We start from the raw sequence: 17,593 nt of genomic DNA on the forward strand, positions 1-17,593 counted from the left end.
TCTCTCCGTTCCAACGTCTGGCCTGTGCCCGCGCAAGCGAAGGCTTATCTCAAAACCGAACCCGTAGCATGTCAGGAGCGAAAATCGTGGTTGCCCTTGAATCGCGTCGTGAGCAACCGCGGGCGGAGACTGCGTCGTGACGATCATCGTTGTCGATGATCACGGCGACTGGCGCGACACGATCGTCGAGTACATCCAGGACCTGGGCTTGGACAAAGCCATCCTGACGGCTGGCTCGCTGGCCGAACTGGATCAACTGATGCTGTCCGTGACGCCGGGCATCCTGGTGCTGGATGCCATGCTGCCAGATGGCGACGCGCTGACCCGTATCTCGCAGTTGCGCACCCGTTATCCATCGATGGGGATCGTGATGCTGACCGGCCGCCTGCTCAGCGAAGACAAAGTGTCGGGCCTGAGCCTTGGCGCCGACCATTACCTGACCAAGCCCGTCAATCTGGCCGAACTGGGCGCCACCCTGGTGTCGCTGTCCAGGCGGCTGCGCGTCGTGCCAGCAGAGGCCGACGATGCCGGTGGCCACACCTGGCGCTTCGACCCCGCGCGGCGCACGCTGGTGTCGCCCGGGCAGGTGTGCGTGGACATCACCGATACCGAAAGCCGGTTGATCGGCGCGCTGATCCAGGCGGCGCCGCTGCCCTTGTCGCGCGGCCGCCTGGTCGAGGCCCTGGGCGCCAGCGTGGACGCTTACGACACGCATCGGCTGGACGCGCACATGCATCGCCTGCGACGCAAACTGCGTGCGCAGGCTGCCGGTGATTTGGGCATCCGCACCGTGTATGGTGTTGGCTACGTATGCACCACGCCTGTCCAGGTCGTCAGCAGCGGCAAACCCTGATTTTCTTTCCCCGCCTCTCGTTCCCCCCTTTTTTCCATGCCTCCTGCCATCCGTCCTCGCCGCTCCGTTCTGTACATGCCAGGCGCCAACGCGCGCGCGTTGGACAAGGCCCGCGGGCTGGATGCCGACGCGCTGATCCTGGACCTGGAAGACGCGGTCGCTCCCGACGCCAAGGCGCAGGCTCGCGCGCAAGTCGCCGCGGCCTTGAAGCAAGGCGGCTACGGACACCGCGAGTGCATCGTGCGCATCAATGCGCTGGACACCCCCTGGGGCCAGGACGACGTTGCCGCCATTGCGCAAGCCGGCGCCGATGCCGTGTTGCTGCCCAAGGTGCAATCCGCCGCCCAACTGGACGCGCTGGCCCGCGCGCTGGACGACGCTGGCGCGCCGCCTGACCTGCCGTTGTGGGCCATGGCGGAAACGCCGCTGGGTTTCTTGCGCCTGGACGCCATTGCCGGCGGCCACCCGCGCCTTGCCGTCATCGTGGTGGGCACGTCCGACCTGGTCAAAGACCTGCACGCGCGCCATACGCCCGGCCGTGAAGAAACCCTGCTGGCACGCTCGCTGGCCGTCATGGCCGCGCGCGCCTACGGCCTGGCGGTGCTGGACGGCGTACACCTGGACTTGAACGACGACGCGGGCCATGCCGCCGCCTGCCAACAAGGGCGCGACCAGGGCTTTGACGGCAAGACGCTGATCCATCCCAAGCAGATCGCCGCCGCCAATGCCGCGTTTGCGCCCACCGACAGCGAACTGGCCCTGGCTCGCAAGCGTCTGGACGCCTGGCGCCAGGCACAGGCCGCCGGCCAGGGCGTGGCCGTGGTGGATGGCGCGCTGGTTGAAAACCTGCATGCGCAAGAGGCCGAACGCGTACTGGCCCTGGCCGCCGCCATCTCGGCCGGCACGAGCACTGAATAGGGGCTCGCCCCACCCGAAAAACCGCCTTCGCCTGCGCCAATGCGCGCGGCCCGGTACAATACCGCCCACGATTGGACGACGCCCCTTGCCTGGAGCGTGTCTCTTCACCTTTTCGCGCCGATGTCCGCCTGCTGTGTCATGGCTGAGCGCGCGAACCATCCGGTTCCCTTTTTTGCGCCGCGCCTTGTGGCGGGAGCCTCGCCGCGCGCCTGCCGCGCCACCCCCTGCCCCAAGATTCATGATCCGCTTCCAACAAGTTTCACTCATGCGTGGCGTCAAGCCCTTGCTCGACAAGGTCGACCTGCTCTTGAACCCCGGCGACAAGATCGGCCTGATCGGCGCCAATGGCGCCGGCAAGTCCAGCCTGTTCGGCCTATTGCGCGGCACGCTGCACGCCGACCAGGGCGACCTTGACTACCCGTCAAGCTGGCGCATGGCCTACGTGGCGCAGGAAACCCCCGCGCTGGACCGCCCCGCCATCGAATACGCGATTGACGGCGACGTCACCTTGCGCAAGCTGGAAGCGGAACTGGCGGCGTTGGAAGCCGAACCCGAAAGCGCCGAAAACGGCTTGCGCATGGGCGACATCTACGCCGCGCTGGCCGATGCCGACGCCTACACCGTGCATTCGCGCGCCGAACAATTGCTGACCGGCCTGGGCTTCACGCAAGAGCAGATGCATCTGCCGCTGACCAGCTTTTCCGGCGGCTGGCGCATGCGCCTGAACCTGGCGCAAGCGCTGATGTGCCCGTCCGACCTGCTGCTGCTGGACGAGCCCACCAACCACTTGGACCTGGACGCCATCATCTGGCTGGAAGACTGGCTCAAGCGCTATCCGGGCACGCTCATCGTCATCTCGCACGATCGCGATTTCCTGGACGGCGTGGTCAACGTCATCGTCCATATCGACGAACGCAAGCTCAAGCGCTACTCGGGCAACTACTCCTCGTTCGAACGCCAGCGCGCCGCCCAGTTGGAACTGGCGCAAGGCATGATGGAAAAGCAGATGCGACAGCGTTCGCACCTGCAATCGTTCATTGACCGCTTCAAGGCCCAGGCCAGCAAGGCGCGCCAGGCGCAAAGCCGCATCAAGGCGCTGGCCCGCATGGAAGAAGTGGCGCCGCTGCGCGCCGCCGCCGAGTTCTCGTTTGAATTCCGCGAACCGCTGCGCGCGCCCAACCCCTTGCTGACCATGGACAAGGTCAGCGCCGGTTACCGCGTGGAAGACGAAGACACGCAGGCCGTGTCCGACAAGATCATCGTGTCGGGCATCAATTTTTCGTTGCAAGCCGGCCAGCGCATCGGCCTCCTGGGCATCAACGGCGCGGGCAAGTCCACGTTCATCAAGACCATCGCGGGCGACCTGGCCACGCTGGGCGGCGACACGCAGTTCAACAAGGGCTTGTCCATCGGCTACTTTGCGCAGCACCAGGTGGAAATGCTGCGTCACGACGAATCACCGTTGTGGCACATGATGAAGCTTGCGCCCACCGTGCGCGAGCAAGAGCTGCGCAACTTCCTGGGCAGCTTCAACTTCAACGGCAACATGGCCACCAGTTCCATCGCGCCTTTCTCCGGCGGCGAAAAAGCGCGCCTGGCGCTGGCGCTGATTGTCTGGCAGCGCCCCAACCTGCTGTTGCTGGATGAACCCACCAACCACCTGGATCTGGAAACGCGCGAGGCGCTGACCACGGCGCTGGCGCAATTCGAAGGCACCTTGATGCTGGTCTCGCACGACCGCCACTTGCTGCGCGCCACCACCGACGAGTTCATCATCGTGGCCGACGGCGTCGTCAAACCGTTCGACGGCGACCTGGACGACTACAAAGACTGGCTCTACAAAACCAAATTGGCCGCCAAAGCCGCCTGACCGCGTTACAATCCCGCGAATTGCCGGCAGGCGCCCTCGGTGCGTCGCTTGCACGGCAACCTTCAACCCCGTCCCGCTGTACGCGGGACGAGTTTTTTCAGCGCTCGTAGATGACGATCAAAGACCAACTATTTCTCGCCAGCCAGTATCTTGCGCCGCATCACCTGGTGTCGCGCTTCTTCGGGTACGCCTCCGACTGCCGGGAACCCGCGGTCAAGAATTGGATGATTTCGCGCTTTGTCCGCAAGTACGGCGTGGACATGCGCGAAGCCGTGCAAGAAGACCCGTTGGCCTATGACTGCTTCAACGACTTTTTCACTCGCGCACTGAAAGACGACGCGCGCCCGCTCGACGACGAACCCGGTTCGGTGCTCTGTCCGGCCGACGGCGCCATCAGCCAATTGGGCGCCATCGAGCAAGGGCGCATCTTCCAGGCCAAGGGCCACAGCTACGGCCTGGTTGATCTGCTGGGCGGCGACGTGGAACGCGCCGCGCCGTTCCAGGGCGGCGAATTCGCCACCGTCTATCTGTCGCCCAAGGACTATCACCGCGTCCACATGCCGGTGGCCGGCACGCTGCGCGAAATGGTGCATGTGCCGGGCCGTTTGTTTTCGGTGAACCCCCTGACCGCCCGCAATGTGCCGCGCCTGTTCGCGCGCAACGAGCGCGTGGTCTGCATTTTCGACACCGAACTCGGACCGATGGCGGTGGTGCTGGTGGGCGCGATGATCGTCGCGTCGATTGAAACGGTCTGGGCGGGCCTGGTCACACCGTACAAGCGCCGCGTGAAATCGGTACGCTATGACGCCGCGGCGCGCGCGCCTATCCATCTGGAAAAAGGCGCGGAAATGGGCCGCTTCAAGCTGGGCTCGACAGCCATTGTGTTGTTTGGTCCGGACAAGATCCGCTGGGCGGATACGCCGTCTGTGCTGGGTCCCGTCCGCATGGGCGAACTGCTGGCCTTGCCTGTAGCTCAGCCTTGACCCGCGTCTGAGGGTGCTTGCACGACGCAAACATCATTATTCCAAAAAGCGAATAAGCATTTCGAAATCTATTCGCTTTCTTCGATAAAAAAGGGTTGTTAGATTACGGGCTTTTACCGGCCCGCCATGACTTCCAACGCCCTGCCCGCCCCCCGCCTGCCAGCACGCCGACCACCCGCGCCGCCGCCCCCGTGCCGCGCGCGCTTGCCCGCCTGCTTTGTCTGGATGACTTCGAAGCCGCCGCGCGCAAACGCTTGCCCCGGCCGATCTTCGGCTACGTGGCGGGCGCCGCGGAAGACAACCAGTCGCTGCACGACAACCGCCGCGCCTTCGCCCAATACGGCTTTACACCCCGCGTGCTGGTCGACGTGTCACGCCGCATGCAACGCACGGAAATTTTCGGGCAAAGCTACGCCTCGCCGTTCGGTATTGCGCCCATGGGCATCAGCGCCTTGTCGGCGTACCGGGGCGACGTGGTGCTGGCCCGCGCCGCGCGAGACGAAGGCATCCCTGCCATCCTCAGTGGCACATCCTTGATCCCGTTGGAAGACGTTATCCGCGAAGCGCCGGGCACCTGGTTCCAGGCCTATCTGCCGGGCGATCCCGCAAAAATCGACGCCCTGGTTGAGCGTGCTCGACGTGCCGGCTATGAAACCTTGGTGTTGACGGTGGACATCCCCGTGTCCGCCAATCGCGAAAACAATGTGCGCACCGGCTTTTCAACGCCGCTCAAGCCCAGCCTGCGCCTGGCTTGGGACGGCCTGACGCGGCCGCGCTGGCTGGCGGGCACCTTTCTGCGGACCTTGCTGGCCCAGGGCATGCCGCACTTTGAAAATTCGTTCGCCACGCGCGGCGCGCCCATCGTGTCCGCGTCCGTGCTGCGCGATTTCACCGCGCGCGACCACCTTGATTGGGAACACGTGGCGCGCATCCGCCGCCAATGGCCGGGCACCTTGATCATCAAGGGCATCCTGCATCCGCAAGACGCGGCGCTGGCGCGCCAGCATGGCGCCGATGGCGTCATTGTGTCCAACCACGGCGGGCGCCAACTGGATGGCGCTATCTCGCCGCTGCGTGCGCTGCCTGGCGTGGTCGACGCGGCGGGCAGCATGACGGTGATGATGGACAGCGGCGTGCGGCGCGGTGGCGACGTGCTGAAGGCGCTGGCGCTGGGCGCGCGCTTTGTGTTCGTAGGCCGGCCATTCAACTATGCGGCAGCGCTTGGCGGGCAGGCAGGCGTGGCCCACGCCATCAACCTGCTGCGCGCGGAAGTCGACCGCAACATGGCAATGCTGGGCATCAACAACGTGCGGGAAATGAACGCTGGCTTGCTATGGCGTGACGGGCCGGTCGGCCACTGACCGGCCTGTTGCTCAAGCGGACGCGGTCAGGCACGGTGGCGCGGCATAGAATGGCGGTTCCCCTGCCCGGCCTACGTGCCCACTACCCGCCGTGTCCCTACGCCAATCTTCGTTTTTCCTGCGCTTTTTGACACTGGGCGCGCTGGCCCACGTCTATGTCGGCGCGCGCTTGATCCCGGACGCGCAGTTGCCCGCCACCGGCGCGGCCACCGCCATCATTGCCCTGCTGCTGTCGTGCATCCTGATTCCAATGGGGATGCTGGCCCGTTCCTCGGTGAACCCGCCCTGGGGCGACCGTATCGCGTGGGTGGGCCTGATCGCGATGGGGCTGTTTTCGTCCCTGTTCGTCTTGACCGTGATCCGAGATGCCGCGCTGCTCGTGACGTGGCTGGTCACGCTGCTGGCCAGCGCCAACCTGCCTTGGCTGGACCTGCGGCGCTACAGCGCGTGGGCGGTTGCCGCGCTGGCATTGGCGGGCACGCTGGTCGGCTTCTACAACGCGCGCAGCCGGGCGCGGGTGGTGGACGTGGACGTGCCTGTTGCCGGCTTGCCGCAAGACCTGGACGGCTTCACCATCGTGCAGATCAGCGACGTCCACGTCGGCCCGACCATCAAGAAGCAATACGTACAGGCCATTGTCGATGCCGTGAATGAACTGCTGCCCGACGTCATCGCCATCACCGGCGACGTGGTCGACGGCAGCGTCGAACACCTGGCCGAGCAAGCCAGCCCGTTGGGGTCACTGCGCGCGCCTTACGGCGTGTACCTGGTGACGGGCAACCATGAATACTATTCAGGCGCCACGCCCTGGATCGCCGAATTCCGCAGGATGGGCCTGCGCGTGCTATTGAACGAGCATGCGGTCATCCACCCGTCGGGCTTGCCGATGGTGGTGGCGGGCGTCACGGATTTCGGCGCCGGCGCGTTTGATCCCCAGCACCGCAGCAACCCCAAGGCCGCGCTGGCGGGCGCGCCAGCTGACGCCTGCGCCAAGATCCTGTTGGCGCATCAACCACGCAGCGCAGCCGCGGCCGCGCCCCTGGGCTACCACCTGCAGTTATCGGGCCATACCCATGGCGGGCAGTTTTTTCCGTGGGGGTTCTTCGTGCGCTTTCAGCAACCCTTCACGGCGGGCCTGCATCGGCTGGGCAAGATGTGGGTCTATACGAGCCGGGGTACCGGGTATTGGGGGCCGCCCAAACGGCTGGGCGCGCCGTCTGAAATCACGCGTCTGCGCCTGCGCACGGCAGCATCTGGGCACCTCTGATCGCACCTTGATGCCGCGCTCAATCCACCTGCTGCGCGGTGTCTGGCAAGGGGCCCCGCTCCAGGTAGCTGGTCAGCGCGATGTCGCTGGTGGTGTTGGTGATGCCGTCAATCTGGTGGATGCGGGCCAGCAGCAGTTCCAGCGCCTGCGTGTCGCGCACCCGCACTTTCAGCAGCATGGCGCTTTTGCCGGTAATGGTGTGGATCTCTTCCACTTCGGTCAGCTCGGCCAGGCCCAGCACCTGTTGCGTGATGGTCCAGTTGGCGGTGTCCACATGCACGAACGCCAGCAAGGGCCGGCCGATGCGCGCGCCATCCAGTCGGGCGGCGATGCCTTTGATCAAGCCATCGCGCTTCAAGCGCTTGACCCGTTCATGCACCGCCGGGGCCGACAGGTTCAGTAATTTACCCAGTTCGGCGTAGCTGGGCGTGGCGTCGTCCGCCAGCAACGTTAATAGTTTTCGGTCGCGATCGTCTAGGTCTGGCATCGGAATCAAGTTCTGCCTTACGGCATTCGGACTTTGATGGAATAAGGAAATATCGGCGTAATCCCTTATTTTATTCCAATAAAATTCGCGGCATGCAGAACCGTAGCAAGCCTATTTCCCGCCCTGCCTCGTCCGTGCCCGCCTTGATGTTTGCCGTCAGCGTCGTCGGGTCCAACGGCTTGGCGCTCAGCCCCATCCTGACCGACGTGGCGCGCTCGTTTTCAACGTCGGCACTGACCATCAGCACCGCCATTTCGGCCTACGGCGCGGCCACTGCAGCAAGCGCCTTCTTCCTGGCCGGGCGCATCGACCGCATTGGCATCCGCCGTTCGCTCTTGGGCGCCATGCTGGTGCTGATCACGGCGCTGGTCCTGTCCGCCACCGCGCCACACTGGATCGTGCTGACCCTGGCGCAGGCCTTGGCGGGCGCCGCGGCGGGCGTCATCCTGCCCGCGGCTTACGGGTCAGCATCGTTGGTAGCCCCTGCCGGACAAGAGACGCGCACACTGGGGCGCGTGATTGCCGGATGGTCGGTGTCGCTGGTGGCGGGCGTGCCCTTGTCCGCGCTGATCTCGGACGCCATCGGCTGGCGCGCCACCTACGGCACGCTGGCCCTGTGCGCCACGATTGCGCTGCTGGGCCTGCGCAAGCTGCCCGAACGCCGCGCAACGCATCCCGCGCCGCTGCGCCTGTCCCGCTTGCTTGCGCCGCTTTCCTATCGCGACGTGCCCGTGCTGCTGCTGGCATGCCTGGCGTTCTCGGCCGCGTTCTACGGCGTCTACGCCTTCCTGGCCGACCACGTTCGCACGCTGTTGGCGCTAAGCGCCGGCAAGGTGGGCTTTATTGCCTTCGCCTATGGCGCGGGCTTCATGCTGGCGGGGTTTGCCGGCGCCCCCTTGATCGAACGCCTGGGGCCCCGCCGTGCCTTGCCACTGGCCCTGGCGACCATCGCCACGGTGTATCTGGTGTTGCTGCCCGCTGCCCACGCCTTGGCGGCGGTGCTGGCCATTGCCGTGCTGTGGGGCGCCGCGTCGCAGATCAGCCTGAACCTGCTGGTCTTGCTGTTGTCGCGCGCACGGCCCGACGAGCGTGGCGCGGTGCTGGGCTTGAACACCTGCACGACGTATCTGGGCGCCAGCGTGGGCACGGCGGTTGCCGGCACGCTCTACACGCATGCGGGTTTTGAAGCGCTGGGAGTGTGCGCGTCTGCTGTGGTGGGCCTGGCCGCGCTGGGCCTGCATTGGCGCTTGAATGGCCGCCGCGCCGAACGGCGCGAAGCGGCGGTGTAAAGCTTGCTGGCCTACCAGGGGAACGAGATCAGGTCGCCGTACAAACGCTTCAAGGTGGCTTTGACCTCGGGAGAATTCTGGTAAATGGCAATGAACTTCAGCAAGCGCGGATCTTGCGCCTTGTCGGGCGTGGTCACCCAGCGGATGGCGTAGCGGCGGATGCTGGCGGGGTCGGTATTGTCGAACGCCAGCCCGTCTTTCTCGTTCAGGCCGGCCTGCTTGGCAAACGTTGTGTACGTTACCGACGCCGTCACGTCATCAAACGTACGCGCGGACTGCGAGCCCTCGATCTGCACTAACTTCAATTGCTTGGGGTTGGCCACCACGTCTTCCAAGGTGGCCTGGTGCGCCACGCCGGGCTTGAGCTTGATCAGCCCGATTGATTCCAGCAGCAGCAAGGCGCGGCCCGTATTGACCGGGTCGTTGGGCAGGGCAATGGTGGCGCCCTCCGGCACGGTATCGCCCTTCTTCAGCTTCTTGGAAAACAACCCGATGGTGGTGGAATAGCCATAGGCGATGGGCGTCAGGTTTACGCCCCGGCGCTGGTTGAATAGCTGCAGAAACGGTTCGTGCTGGAAGAAATTGGCGTCGACCGAACCATCCGCCACGGCGATGTTGGGCAGCACCCAATCATTGAATTCCACCAACTGCACATTCAGGCCCTCTTTCTTGGCTTGGGCAATGGCTTGTTCGGTGGCTTCGTTGGCCACGCTGGCAATCACGCCAATGCGCAAGGGTTTGTCTTGCGCCGTGGCCGTGGCGCAGGCCGCCACGCTCAGGGCCAGCACGGCCGCGCCGCGCGTCAGGGTGGAAAACAACGAATGCAAGGGCATGAAAACCATCCAAAGGGAATGAAAGCCGATGCGCGCAAACGATAGGCGATCAGGGCAAACAGAGGGGCATCGGCGCGCAGCCGCTATTGTGCAGCAGCCGCGTCGTGTGTCCGGCAATAGCCATTGCCGCGCAATGGCGATGATAGACCCATCACGCAAGCGAACGGCCAGGGTACTATCCGCCCAATGACGAACCCCACCGGAGCCCGCCGCGTGCAGAACCCTGTTGCCTTGCCTACCCAAATCTCCCTGATCGGCGCGCCCACGGATATTGGCGCGGGCGCGCGCGGCGCGTCAATGGGCCCGGAAGCCTTGCGCGTGGCGGATCTGGGCCCCGTCATCGAAGCCCAAGGGTTCGACGTGGTCGACCGCGGCAACCTCTACGGCCCCGCCAACCCATGGCTGCCGCCCCACAACGGCTACCGGCATCTGGCCGAAGTGGCCGCCTGGAATCAAGCCGTGCACGACGCCGTCTACGCCGAACTGGCCCTGGGCCGTTTGCCCATTCTGCTGGGCGGCGACCACTGCCTGGGTATTGGCTCCATCAGCGCCGTGGCGCGCCATTGCCGCGAAGCCGGCAAGAAGCTGCGGGTGCTTTGGCTGGACGCGCATGCCGACTTCAACACCCATGCGCTGACCCCCACCGGCAACATCCACGGCATGCCCGTGGCCTGTCTTTGCGGCTACGGCCCTGCTGAAATCACCGGCATGTCTGGCCAGACGCCCGACATCGAGCCTGGCTGGGTGCGCCAGATTGGCATCCGTAGCGTGGATCAGGGTGAAAAGCAGTTGGTGCACCAGGCCGGCCTGGAAGTGTTCGACATGCGCTATCTGGATGAAATGGGCATGCGCGCCACGATGGACGCCGCGCTGGCGGGCCTGGACGCGAATACGCACCTGCATGTGAGCTTTGACGTCGACTTCCTGGACCCCGACATTGCGCCCGGCGTGGGCACCACCGTACCCGGTGGCCCCACCTACCGCGAAGCGCAGTTGTGCATGGAAATGATTGCCGACACCGGCTTGATGCGCTCGCTGGACGTGGTGGAACTGAACCCCGCGCTGGACGTGCGCAACAAGACGGCGGAGGTGGCCGTGGACCTGATCGAAAGCCTGTTCGGCAAATCCACACTGATGCGCCGAGGCAGTTGAGCGCAACGGCGTTTTCACCTTTGCGCGTTCGCCCCTTGAAGACTGACTACCCCTCGCGGGCGTGGCGGATGGCTTGCGCCGCGTTCCGCAGATGCGCCAGATTCTGTTCCCGTGCTTCCCACACGCGCGGCGTCGGCCCGGCCATGCATAGCGCATACCACTCCCCGCCCAAATCCAGCGCAACGGCCAGGCCCGTCAAGTCCGCCACGCTTTCGCCCACGTTCGCCGCCCACCCCTGCGCGGCCACGCGCGCCACCTCTTCCAGCAAGGCCTCACGCGTGCTCAGCGTGCGCTCGGTATAGCGCGCGTAGTCGGCGTGCGCCAGGACGCCATCCCGTTCCGCGGCCGGCAAGCGCGCCAGCACCGCCTTGGCCACCGCACTGGTGTGCAGGGGCCGCCGCTCGCCGGGTCGCGCCGCGTAGTGCACGGGTTGGGTCGACTCCACCACGTCAAGAAACACCACGGCGCCGTCCTGGATCTTGCCCAGCATGACGGTTTCATTGGCCGCGTCGCGCAAGGCCAGCAAATGCGGGCGAACCTGTTCCAGCCAGGGGTCGCCGGATTGGATCAGCGCGCTTAGCGCGTGCAGGCGCGCAGTGGGGTAATAGCCGCCGCGCCGCCGCACTTCATACAGATAGCCACGCGCGACCAACGTGCGCACCAGCGCCAGACAACTGGACATGGGAGCGCCCAAGCCCTGGGCCAGTTCGGTCAGCGGCATTGGCCGCCGGGCCTGCGCAAACAGTTCGATCAGGTCCAGCGTGCGGGCAACAAGTTTCACTTCCATGGTGGCGATCCCAGCGCGGGTTTACCTGAGCAAAAAGGACGAATCTGCTAGGTAATCCACTATGTTGACTTTCCATAGGCGGAAATCTAAATTCTTGCACAGGAATTTAATTTCACATACAAGAATTCCATTTCAGCCGGCTGGAGATCCGGCTGCCCCCTCAGCGGTGCCACGTCATCACCAAGAACTCAAACAATCGGCCCCTGACCGGGCCGGGGAGACAGACAGATGCGTATCAAACCCCTGTTGGCGGCCATGGCCGCCACGATGGCCGCCTGCGCGGCTCAAGCCCAATCTGACGTGGTGCGCCTGGGCGTATCCAATGACCGCTCGGGCATTTACTCGGACCTGGGCGGACAAGGTTCCGAGATGGCCGTACGCATGGCCGTCGAGGACTTCGGCGGCAAGGTCGCCGGCAAGACCGTGGAAGTAGTGGGCGCGGACAACCAGAACAAGGCGGACGTGGCCTCGGCGCTGGTGCGCCGCTGGTTCGACACCCAGGGCCTGGTTGCCGTGGTGGACGGCGGCGCCAGTTCGGCCGGGCTGGCCGCGCAGGGCGTGGCGCGTGAAAAAGGCGGCACCGCCTTGATCAGCGGCGGCTTTGCCGGCGACTTCAGCGGCAAGCAATGCAGCACGCTCAGCACGCAATGGGCGCCCGACACCTACGCCCTGTCGAACGCGGTCGTGAAAAGCGTGGTGGAAGCCGGCGGCAAGTCCTGGTACTTCATCACCACCGATTACGTGTTTGGAAAATCGCTGGAAAGCAATGCCACCCGTTTCGTGCAGGAAGCCGGCGGCAAGGTGCTGGGCAGCACGCGCCATCCGCTGGGCGCGCTGGACTTCGCCTCGTTCCTGCTGCAGGCGCAGGCCTCAAAGGCCAATGTGGTGGGCTTGGCGAGCGCGGGTGGCGACCTCGTCAACCTGATCAAGCAAGCGCAGGAATTCGGGCTGACCGGTGGCAACCAGCGCTTGCTGACCTTCCTGACCTTCATTAACGACGTGCAAGCCATGGGCCTGCCCGTGGCGCAGGGCCTGACCTTTCCCACCGGGTTCTACTGGGACGCCGACGAAGACACCCGCGCCTGGACCAAACGCTGGCAAGAGAAAATGGGCGTGACGCGCCCGCCATCCATCGTGCAGGCGCTGAGCTACGTGGCCACCACGCACTACCTGCAAGCGGCGCAGGCGGCCGGCACCTTCGAGGGCGAAGCGGTCAATAAGAAGATGCGTGAATTGCCCATCACCACCAAGCTCATCAAGAATGCCCGCATTCGCCCCGAAGACGGCCGCGTCATCATGGACCTGTATCTGGTTGAAGTGAAAAAGCCCGCTGAATCCAAGTACCCGGGCGACTTCTACCGCATCTTGTCCACGGTACCGGGCGACAAGGTATTCGTGTCCTTGGCCGACAGCGAATGCCCCTTGGTCAAAAAGTGAATATCTTCACGCCGCGCCCGGGTGTAGGCTGCTGGCTATAAAACCCCAAACGGAGACATCCCCATGAAGTGCTATTGCGTCGTCAACTTCCGCGAGCCCTTGCAGGAAATGGAGCAGCCCACGCCTACCCCCCAAGGGACGCAAGTGCTGTTGAAAGTGCGCGCGGCGGGCGTCTGCCACAGCGATATCCACTTGTGGGAAGGCGGCTACGACCTGGGCCAGGGCCGCACCCTGGCGCTGAAAGACCGCGGCGTGTCGCTGCCGCTGACGATGGGCCACGAAACGGTAGGCAGCGTGGCGTCGGCCGGGCCGGACGCGCAAGACTTGTCCAGCGACAAGAACTACCTGGTGTATCCGTGGATCGGCTGCGGCAAATGCCCGCCCTGCCTGGCCGGCATGGAAAACCATTGCAGCGCGCCGGCCTGCCTGGGCGTGCATCGCGCGGGCGGCTACGCCGACCACATCCTGGTGCCGCATCCCAAATACCTGATCGACATCGGCGACCTGGACCCCGCTCAGATCGCGCCTTACGCCTGCTCGGGTCTGACCACGTATTCCGCGTTGAAGAAGATTGGCGCGGACATCTACCGCGAACATCCCGTGGTGATCTTTGGCGCGGGCGGCCTGGGGTTGATGAGCCTGACGCTGATCAAGGCGTTGGGTGGCGCGGGCGCCATCGTGGTCGACATCGATCCCGCCAAGCGCGCAGCCGCATTGGAAGCCGGCGCGCTGGCCGCCATCGACGGCGCCGCGCCGGACGCCGCGCAACAGATCATCAAGGCGGCGGGCGGCAAGCCGGTTCAGGCCGCTATCGACCTGGTCGGCGCGCCCGCCACCACCTCGCTGGCGTTCGACTTCCTGACCAAGGGCGGCAAGCTCATCATCGTGGGCCTGTTCGGCGGGGCCTCATCGTGGCCGATCGCGTTGATCCCCATGAAGGCCATGTCCATCATTGGCAGCTACGTCGGCAACCTGGCGGAATTGCAGGAATTGATGGAACTGGTGCGCGCGGGCAAGGTGCCGCCCATGCCGGTGCACCGCCACGCGCTGGCCGAAGCCGACAGCGTATTGGCGGCGCTGCGGGCGGGCAAGGTGGTGGGACGCGCGGTACTAACTGCTGCTTGACGCCTAGGCAGGCTGCGAAAAGGGGAGCCTTGTCGGGCCCCCCTTTTTTGTTCATGCGGCTTTCAAACGCGGGTCATACACAAACCGTTCGCGTCGTACCACCACGATATGTTCTGCATCCGGATGCGCCGGATTGATCAGCAGATTGCAGTCGGGCACGCCGCGATAAGGCACGATGGCGCTGGGCAGTTCAAGCAACGCCGACACGCCGGATTCCACCCAGTTGTCGCCCACGGCCTGCGAGGCTTCGGCAAACGGCACCGCCTCCCAAAATGGGAAATCCCGCTGCAACTGGTTCACCGTCAGCACCTGGCGGGCATCATGGATGGCGCGCGGCACGGCCACCTCGATCAGATAGCGATTGGCCTGTTCCGAGGCCCGCACGGCAAAGTGCACCACGGTTTCCAGCACCGCCAGCGCCACGCTGGACGAGGTATACACCACCGCCGTGCCCGGGCTGTTGTAGCGCCCGCCCACCGCCGCCGCCCCCGCCCCGCTCAAGTCGTCCGCGCGGTACGTGCCGGCCGTGGTGCCGATGCGCCACAGGGAAATGAAATCGCTCATGCGTACACGCCGGCCGCCGCCCGGGCCAGGGTGTCTTCCACGATGCGGCTGCTGGCGTCCGACGTCAGCAAAGACAAGGGCTTGACGTTGCCCAGCGCGGGCACGGGCGTGTTCAACCACAGCACGGCCTCGTCATCGCTGCCCAGCACCTGACGCGCCACGCGGGCAACCCTGGCCACGCGCGCCAGCCGGTCGGATTCGCCCAACGGCAGCATCTGCCCTTCCCGAGTCCAGCGCGACAAGGACGCGGCCTTGACCTCGGTGATGGCCATGATTTCAGACTTGGGCACCTGCAGGAAATCGGCCGCGTCGTCCACCATCTGCGCGGGCAGGCCCCGGCGCACGTCGCGCGCCATGTCGCTCAGCGGGCTGTCCACCAGCTCCTGGAACAACTGCTTGGCGCGCGTCGCCGCGCGGCGTGGCGGACGGGTAGCGGCAGCGCCGCGCTTGTCTGCCGACTTTCCGGGTATGGCGATGGTCATCATGCGCTCCTGAGATTTTGTTCCAAACAGAATTTATAATATGCCATTTGGAAATTTCTCTGCAAGCCGCAACGCCAGGACTGTTCGCTCCGGCGTGCACCGAAATTGGGCATATCATAGGCGGCGTTACACACGATCACTTTCAAGGACTGGCAATGACGGACCGGCAGCTGACGATACTTGCAGCGTTGAATCTCATGGTGGCGGTGGGCGCGGGCGCTTTCGGCGCGCATGGGCTCAAGCGCATGCTGACGCCGGAACTGCTGTCCGTCTGGCAGACGGGCGTGCTGTATCACCTGATCCACGCGCTGGGCCTGTTCGTGATTGCGCTATTGGGCGCGCGCTTCGGTTCGCCCTTGCTGTCGGCCGCCGGCGTGGTGATGTTCGTCGGCATCGTGCTGTTTTCGGGCAGCTTGTACACGCTGTCGCTGACGGGCGTGCATTGGCTGGGCGCCGTCACTCCCTTGGGCGGAACCGCCTTCCTGGCCGCCTGGGCCATGGTTGCGCTGGCGGCCTACCGCGCCCAAGGCTGAGCTTCCCCTCATTCGCACGCCCCTTTCCCCACGGCGGCAGGAACCGCCGCCCTTGCAGGTTTCCGATGTCTTCCTCCACTGTATTACCCGCCGCCCGCGACCCCTCCGCCTTCGCAGGTATCGCCTGTGTGGTGGGCGGCATCTTTTTCCTGACGCTTAGCGACGCCAACGCCAAATGGTTGGGCGCACACTACAACCCGCTTCAAATCCTGTTCCTGCGCGCACTGATCGCGCTGCCTTTCGTGACGGCCCTGGCCTTGTGGCTGGGCGGGCGGCGCGTGATGCGCACCACGCATCCCGGTCTGCATCTGGTGCGTGGCGCCATCAACGTGGTGTCGGCCTGTTGCTTTTATCTGGGCCTGCGCGCGCTGCCCTTGGCCGAAGCCACGGCCATCGCCTTCGCGGCGCCGCTGTTCGTGACGGCGCTGTCGGTGCTGATCCTGAAAGAGCGCGTGGACGGCAAGCGCTGGATCGCGGTGCTGGCGGGCTTTGCCGGCGTGCTGATCGTGGTGCGCCCGGGCTCGGCGGCATTTCAGGCGGCCACGCTGTATCCGCTGACCACCGCCCTGCTCTACGCGGTCATGATGATCACCGCGCGCGGCATCAGCCGGGGCGAAGGCATGTTGACGACCACGTTCTACATCGTGCTGGGCCAATTGCTGTGCAGCGCAGTGGGCTTGCCCTGGGTGTGGCAAACGCCCACCGTCGAGCATCTGCCCTACTTCGGCGGCATCGCGCTTTTCAGCACGCTGGGGTTGGCCTTGATCACACAGGGTTTTCGGATCGGCCCCGCGTCGGTCGTGGCGCCGTTCGACTACACCGGCCTGATCTGGGCCACGATACTGGGCTGGATTTTCTGGCGCGAAGCGCCGGACGCCTACGCCTATCTGGGTGCGCTGTTTATCGCGGGCAGCGGCGTGTACATCGCGGTGCGCGAGGCCCGCGCGAAGAGCAAGCGCCGCGGCAAGGCCTAAGGCCACGCGGCCCGGGCTTTGCGCGCATCCGAAAACGTTATTCGGTCGGCGCGGGAAAATTGCGGGCCAAGACCCGCGCCACATTAGGTTCCTGCGCCGCCTGGCTGGCCACCGCCGCCAAGGCCGGGCATTCCGCCTGGAACCACGCCTGCCCCGGACGCCAATGCGTCATGACCGTCACATACAGGTCCAGCGCGGAAAATCGCCGGCCCAGCATATGGGGCGACCCGGCCTGCTGCTCGAGTTCCTTCCACAGTTCGGCGCGCCGGGTATGCACGCGCTCGCGCAGCAAGTCCGCCGCCGGCCCCTCGCCCGCCCATTGCGACGGAATATCCCCGTACGTGAACGTCGGGTACACCGCCCCGACCAGGCGCATCAGCACGTTCAGAAAGTACGCCCGTTCAGGCTTGTCGGCTGATGGCGCCAGGCCAGCTTGGGGCGCCACGTCGTGCAGGTGCAGGATCATCGCTGCGCTTTCCGTCATCACCTCGCCTTCCGGGGTGATCAGCGTCGGCACCTGCCCCAAGGGGTTCAGTTGCAGCAGGCGGTCGCGCTCGGGGCCGGGTTTCAGATAGGGCACGTCCGTCAGCGTGTGCGGCACGTTGGCCAGCACCAGCGCCATCTCGACAATGGCCGACCCGCACCCGGGCGATCCGATCAACTCGTAGCTCTTCATCG

The 17,593-nt window shown here is 65.2% G+C and carries 18 protein-coding genes; 12 read left to right on the forward strand and 6 right to left on the reverse strand.

Annotation, left to right across the window (positions count from 1 at the left end; genetic code table 11):
* The first annotated feature begins 136 nt into the window (after nucleotides 1-136).
* The 6 genes from ELS24_RS15510 (at nucleotide 137) to ELS24_RS15535 (ending at nucleotide 7,252) form a co-directional block, all read left to right on the forward strand.
* Nucleotides 137-853 (forward strand): response regulator transcription factor, encoded by a 717-nt coding sequence (locus ELS24_RS15510; protein WP_050444702.1) that lies wholly within the window; start codon nucleotides 137-139, stop codon nucleotides 851-853.
* A 36-nt stretch (nucleotides 854-889) separates the two neighbouring features.
* Nucleotides 890-1,771, forward strand: a complete 882-nt coding sequence (locus ELS24_RS15515) for an HpcH/HpaI aldolase/citrate lyase family protein (RefSeq protein ID WP_127184651.1) — start codon at nucleotides 890-892, stop codon at nucleotides 1,769-1,771.
* A 238-nt stretch (nucleotides 1,772-2,009) separates the two neighbouring features.
* A complete protein-coding gene (locus tag ELS24_RS15520) occupies nucleotides 2,010-3,641 on the forward strand; it encodes an ATP-binding cassette domain-containing protein (RefSeq protein WP_083447187.1) in 1,632 nt (543 codons plus the stop codon).
* A 110-nt stretch (nucleotides 3,642-3,751) separates the two neighbouring features.
* The gene (gene asd / locus ELS24_RS15525) at nucleotides 3,752-4,624 is read left to right on the forward strand and encodes an archaetidylserine decarboxylase (protein WP_127184652.1); all 873 of its coding nucleotides are present in this window, start codon (nucleotides 3,752-3,754) and stop codon (nucleotides 4,622-4,624) included.
* A 191-nt stretch (nucleotides 4,625-4,815) separates the two neighbouring features.
* Nucleotides 4,816-5,985 (forward strand): alpha-hydroxy acid oxidase, encoded by a 1,170-nt coding sequence (locus ELS24_RS15530; RefSeq protein ID WP_127184653.1) that lies wholly within the window; start codon nucleotides 4,816-4,818, stop codon nucleotides 5,983-5,985.
* 91 nt (nucleotides 5,986-6,076) lie between these two features.
* On the forward strand, nucleotides 6,077-7,252 hold the full coding sequence (locus tag ELS24_RS15535) for a metallophosphoesterase (RefSeq protein WP_050444697.1): 1,176 nt from the start codon (nucleotides 6,077-6,079) through the stop codon (nucleotides 7,250-7,252).
* 19 nt (nucleotides 7,253-7,271) lie between these two features.
* On the opposite strand, the gene ELS24_RS15540 is transcribed toward ELS24_RS15535, so the two are convergent.
* On the reverse strand, nucleotides 7,272-7,739 hold the full coding sequence (locus ELS24_RS15540) for an Lrp/AsnC family transcriptional regulator (protein ID WP_050444696.1): 468 nt from the start codon (nucleotides 7,737-7,739) through the stop codon (nucleotides 7,272-7,274).
* A gap of 92 nt (nucleotides 7,740-7,831) precedes the next feature.
* On the opposite strand from ELS24_RS15540, the gene ELS24_RS15545 reads away from it, so the two are divergent.
* Nucleotides 7,832-9,028: an MFS transporter gene (locus ELS24_RS15545; RefSeq protein ID WP_050444695.1), complete on the forward strand. Its 1,197-nt coding sequence runs from the start codon at nucleotides 7,832-7,834 to the stop codon at nucleotides 9,026-9,028.
* Nucleotides 9,029-9,039: 11 nt separating this feature from the next.
* Here ELS24_RS15545 and ELS24_RS15550 read toward each other — a convergent pair whose 3' ends face one another.
* Nucleotides 9,040-9,861 (reverse strand): MetQ/NlpA family ABC transporter substrate-binding protein, encoded by an 822-nt coding sequence (locus ELS24_RS15550; protein ID WP_050444980.1) that lies wholly within the window; start codon nucleotides 9,859-9,861, stop codon nucleotides 9,040-9,042.
* Between the two features lie 186 nt (nucleotides 9,862-10,047).
* Between ELS24_RS15550 and rocF the strand changes: the two genes are divergently transcribed.
* Nucleotides 10,048-11,013 (forward strand): arginase, encoded by a 966-nt coding sequence (rocF, locus tag ELS24_RS15555; RefSeq protein ID WP_127184654.1) that lies wholly within the window; start codon nucleotides 10,048-10,050, stop codon nucleotides 11,011-11,013.
* Between the two features lie 46 nt (nucleotides 11,014-11,059).
* Here rocF and ELS24_RS15560 read toward each other — a convergent pair whose 3' ends face one another.
* Nucleotides 11,060-11,800, reverse strand: coding sequence for an IclR family transcriptional regulator (locus tag ELS24_RS15560; RefSeq protein ID WP_050444693.1), 741 nt, complete (start codon nucleotides 11,798-11,800; stop codon nucleotides 11,060-11,062).
* 228 nt (nucleotides 11,801-12,028) lie between these two features.
* Here ELS24_RS15560 and ELS24_RS15565 point away from each other — a divergent pair, with 228 nt between their 5' ends.
* Together ELS24_RS15565 and ELS24_RS15570 are read left to right on the forward strand one after the other, a co-directional pair.
* Entirely contained in the window at nucleotides 12,029-13,237 is a 1,209-nt protein-coding gene (locus ELS24_RS15565) for an ABC transporter substrate-binding protein (RefSeq protein WP_050444692.1), read from the forward strand.
* Nucleotides 13,238-13,300: 63 nt separating this feature from the next.
* Entirely contained in the window at nucleotides 13,301-14,362 is a 1,062-nt protein-coding gene (locus ELS24_RS15570) for an alcohol dehydrogenase (protein WP_050444691.1), read from the forward strand.
* Between the two features lie 51 nt (nucleotides 14,363-14,413).
* Here ELS24_RS15570 and ELS24_RS15575 read toward each other — a convergent pair whose 3' ends face one another.
* Both ELS24_RS15575 and parS read right to left on the reverse strand, forming a co-directional pair.
* A complete protein-coding gene (locus ELS24_RS15575) occupies nucleotides 14,414-14,926 on the reverse strand; it encodes an RES family NAD+ phosphorylase (protein ID WP_050444690.1) in 513 nt (170 codons plus the stop codon).
* The gene (parS, locus tag ELS24_RS15580; protein WP_127186357.1) at nucleotides 14,923-15,408 is read right to left on the reverse strand and encodes a type II RES/Xre toxin-antitoxin system antitoxin; all 486 of its coding nucleotides are present in this window, start codon (nucleotides 15,406-15,408) and stop codon (nucleotides 14,923-14,925) included. Before parS ends, ELS24_RS15575 begins: the two co-directional genes overlap by 4 nt.
* A gap of 155 nt (nucleotides 15,409-15,563) precedes the next feature.
* Here parS and ELS24_RS15585 point away from each other — a divergent pair, with 155 nt between their 5' ends.
* Nucleotides 15,564-15,941, forward strand: coding sequence for a DUF423 domain-containing protein (locus ELS24_RS15585; protein WP_050444688.1), 378 nt, complete (start codon nucleotides 15,564-15,566; stop codon nucleotides 15,939-15,941).
* A 65-nt stretch (nucleotides 15,942-16,006) separates the two neighbouring features.
* Complete coding sequence (locus ELS24_RS15590; RefSeq protein WP_050444687.1) at nucleotides 16,007-16,915, forward strand: DMT family transporter; 909 nt, start codon at nucleotides 16,007-16,009, stop codon at nucleotides 16,913-16,915.
* Between the two features lie 37 nt (nucleotides 16,916-16,952).
* On the opposite strand, the gene ELS24_RS15595 is transcribed toward ELS24_RS15590, so the two are convergent.
* Nucleotides 16,953-17,591: a glutathione S-transferase family protein gene (locus tag ELS24_RS15595; protein ID WP_127184655.1), complete on the reverse strand. Its 639-nt coding sequence runs from the start codon at nucleotides 17,589-17,591 to the stop codon at nucleotides 16,953-16,955.
* Nucleotides 17,592-17,593: the final 2 nt, after the last annotated feature.

Source organism: Achromobacter spanius (assembly GCF_003994415.1).
GTDB lineage: Bacteria > Pseudomonadota > Gammaproteobacteria > Burkholderiales > Burkholderiaceae_B > Achromobacter > Achromobacter spanius_C.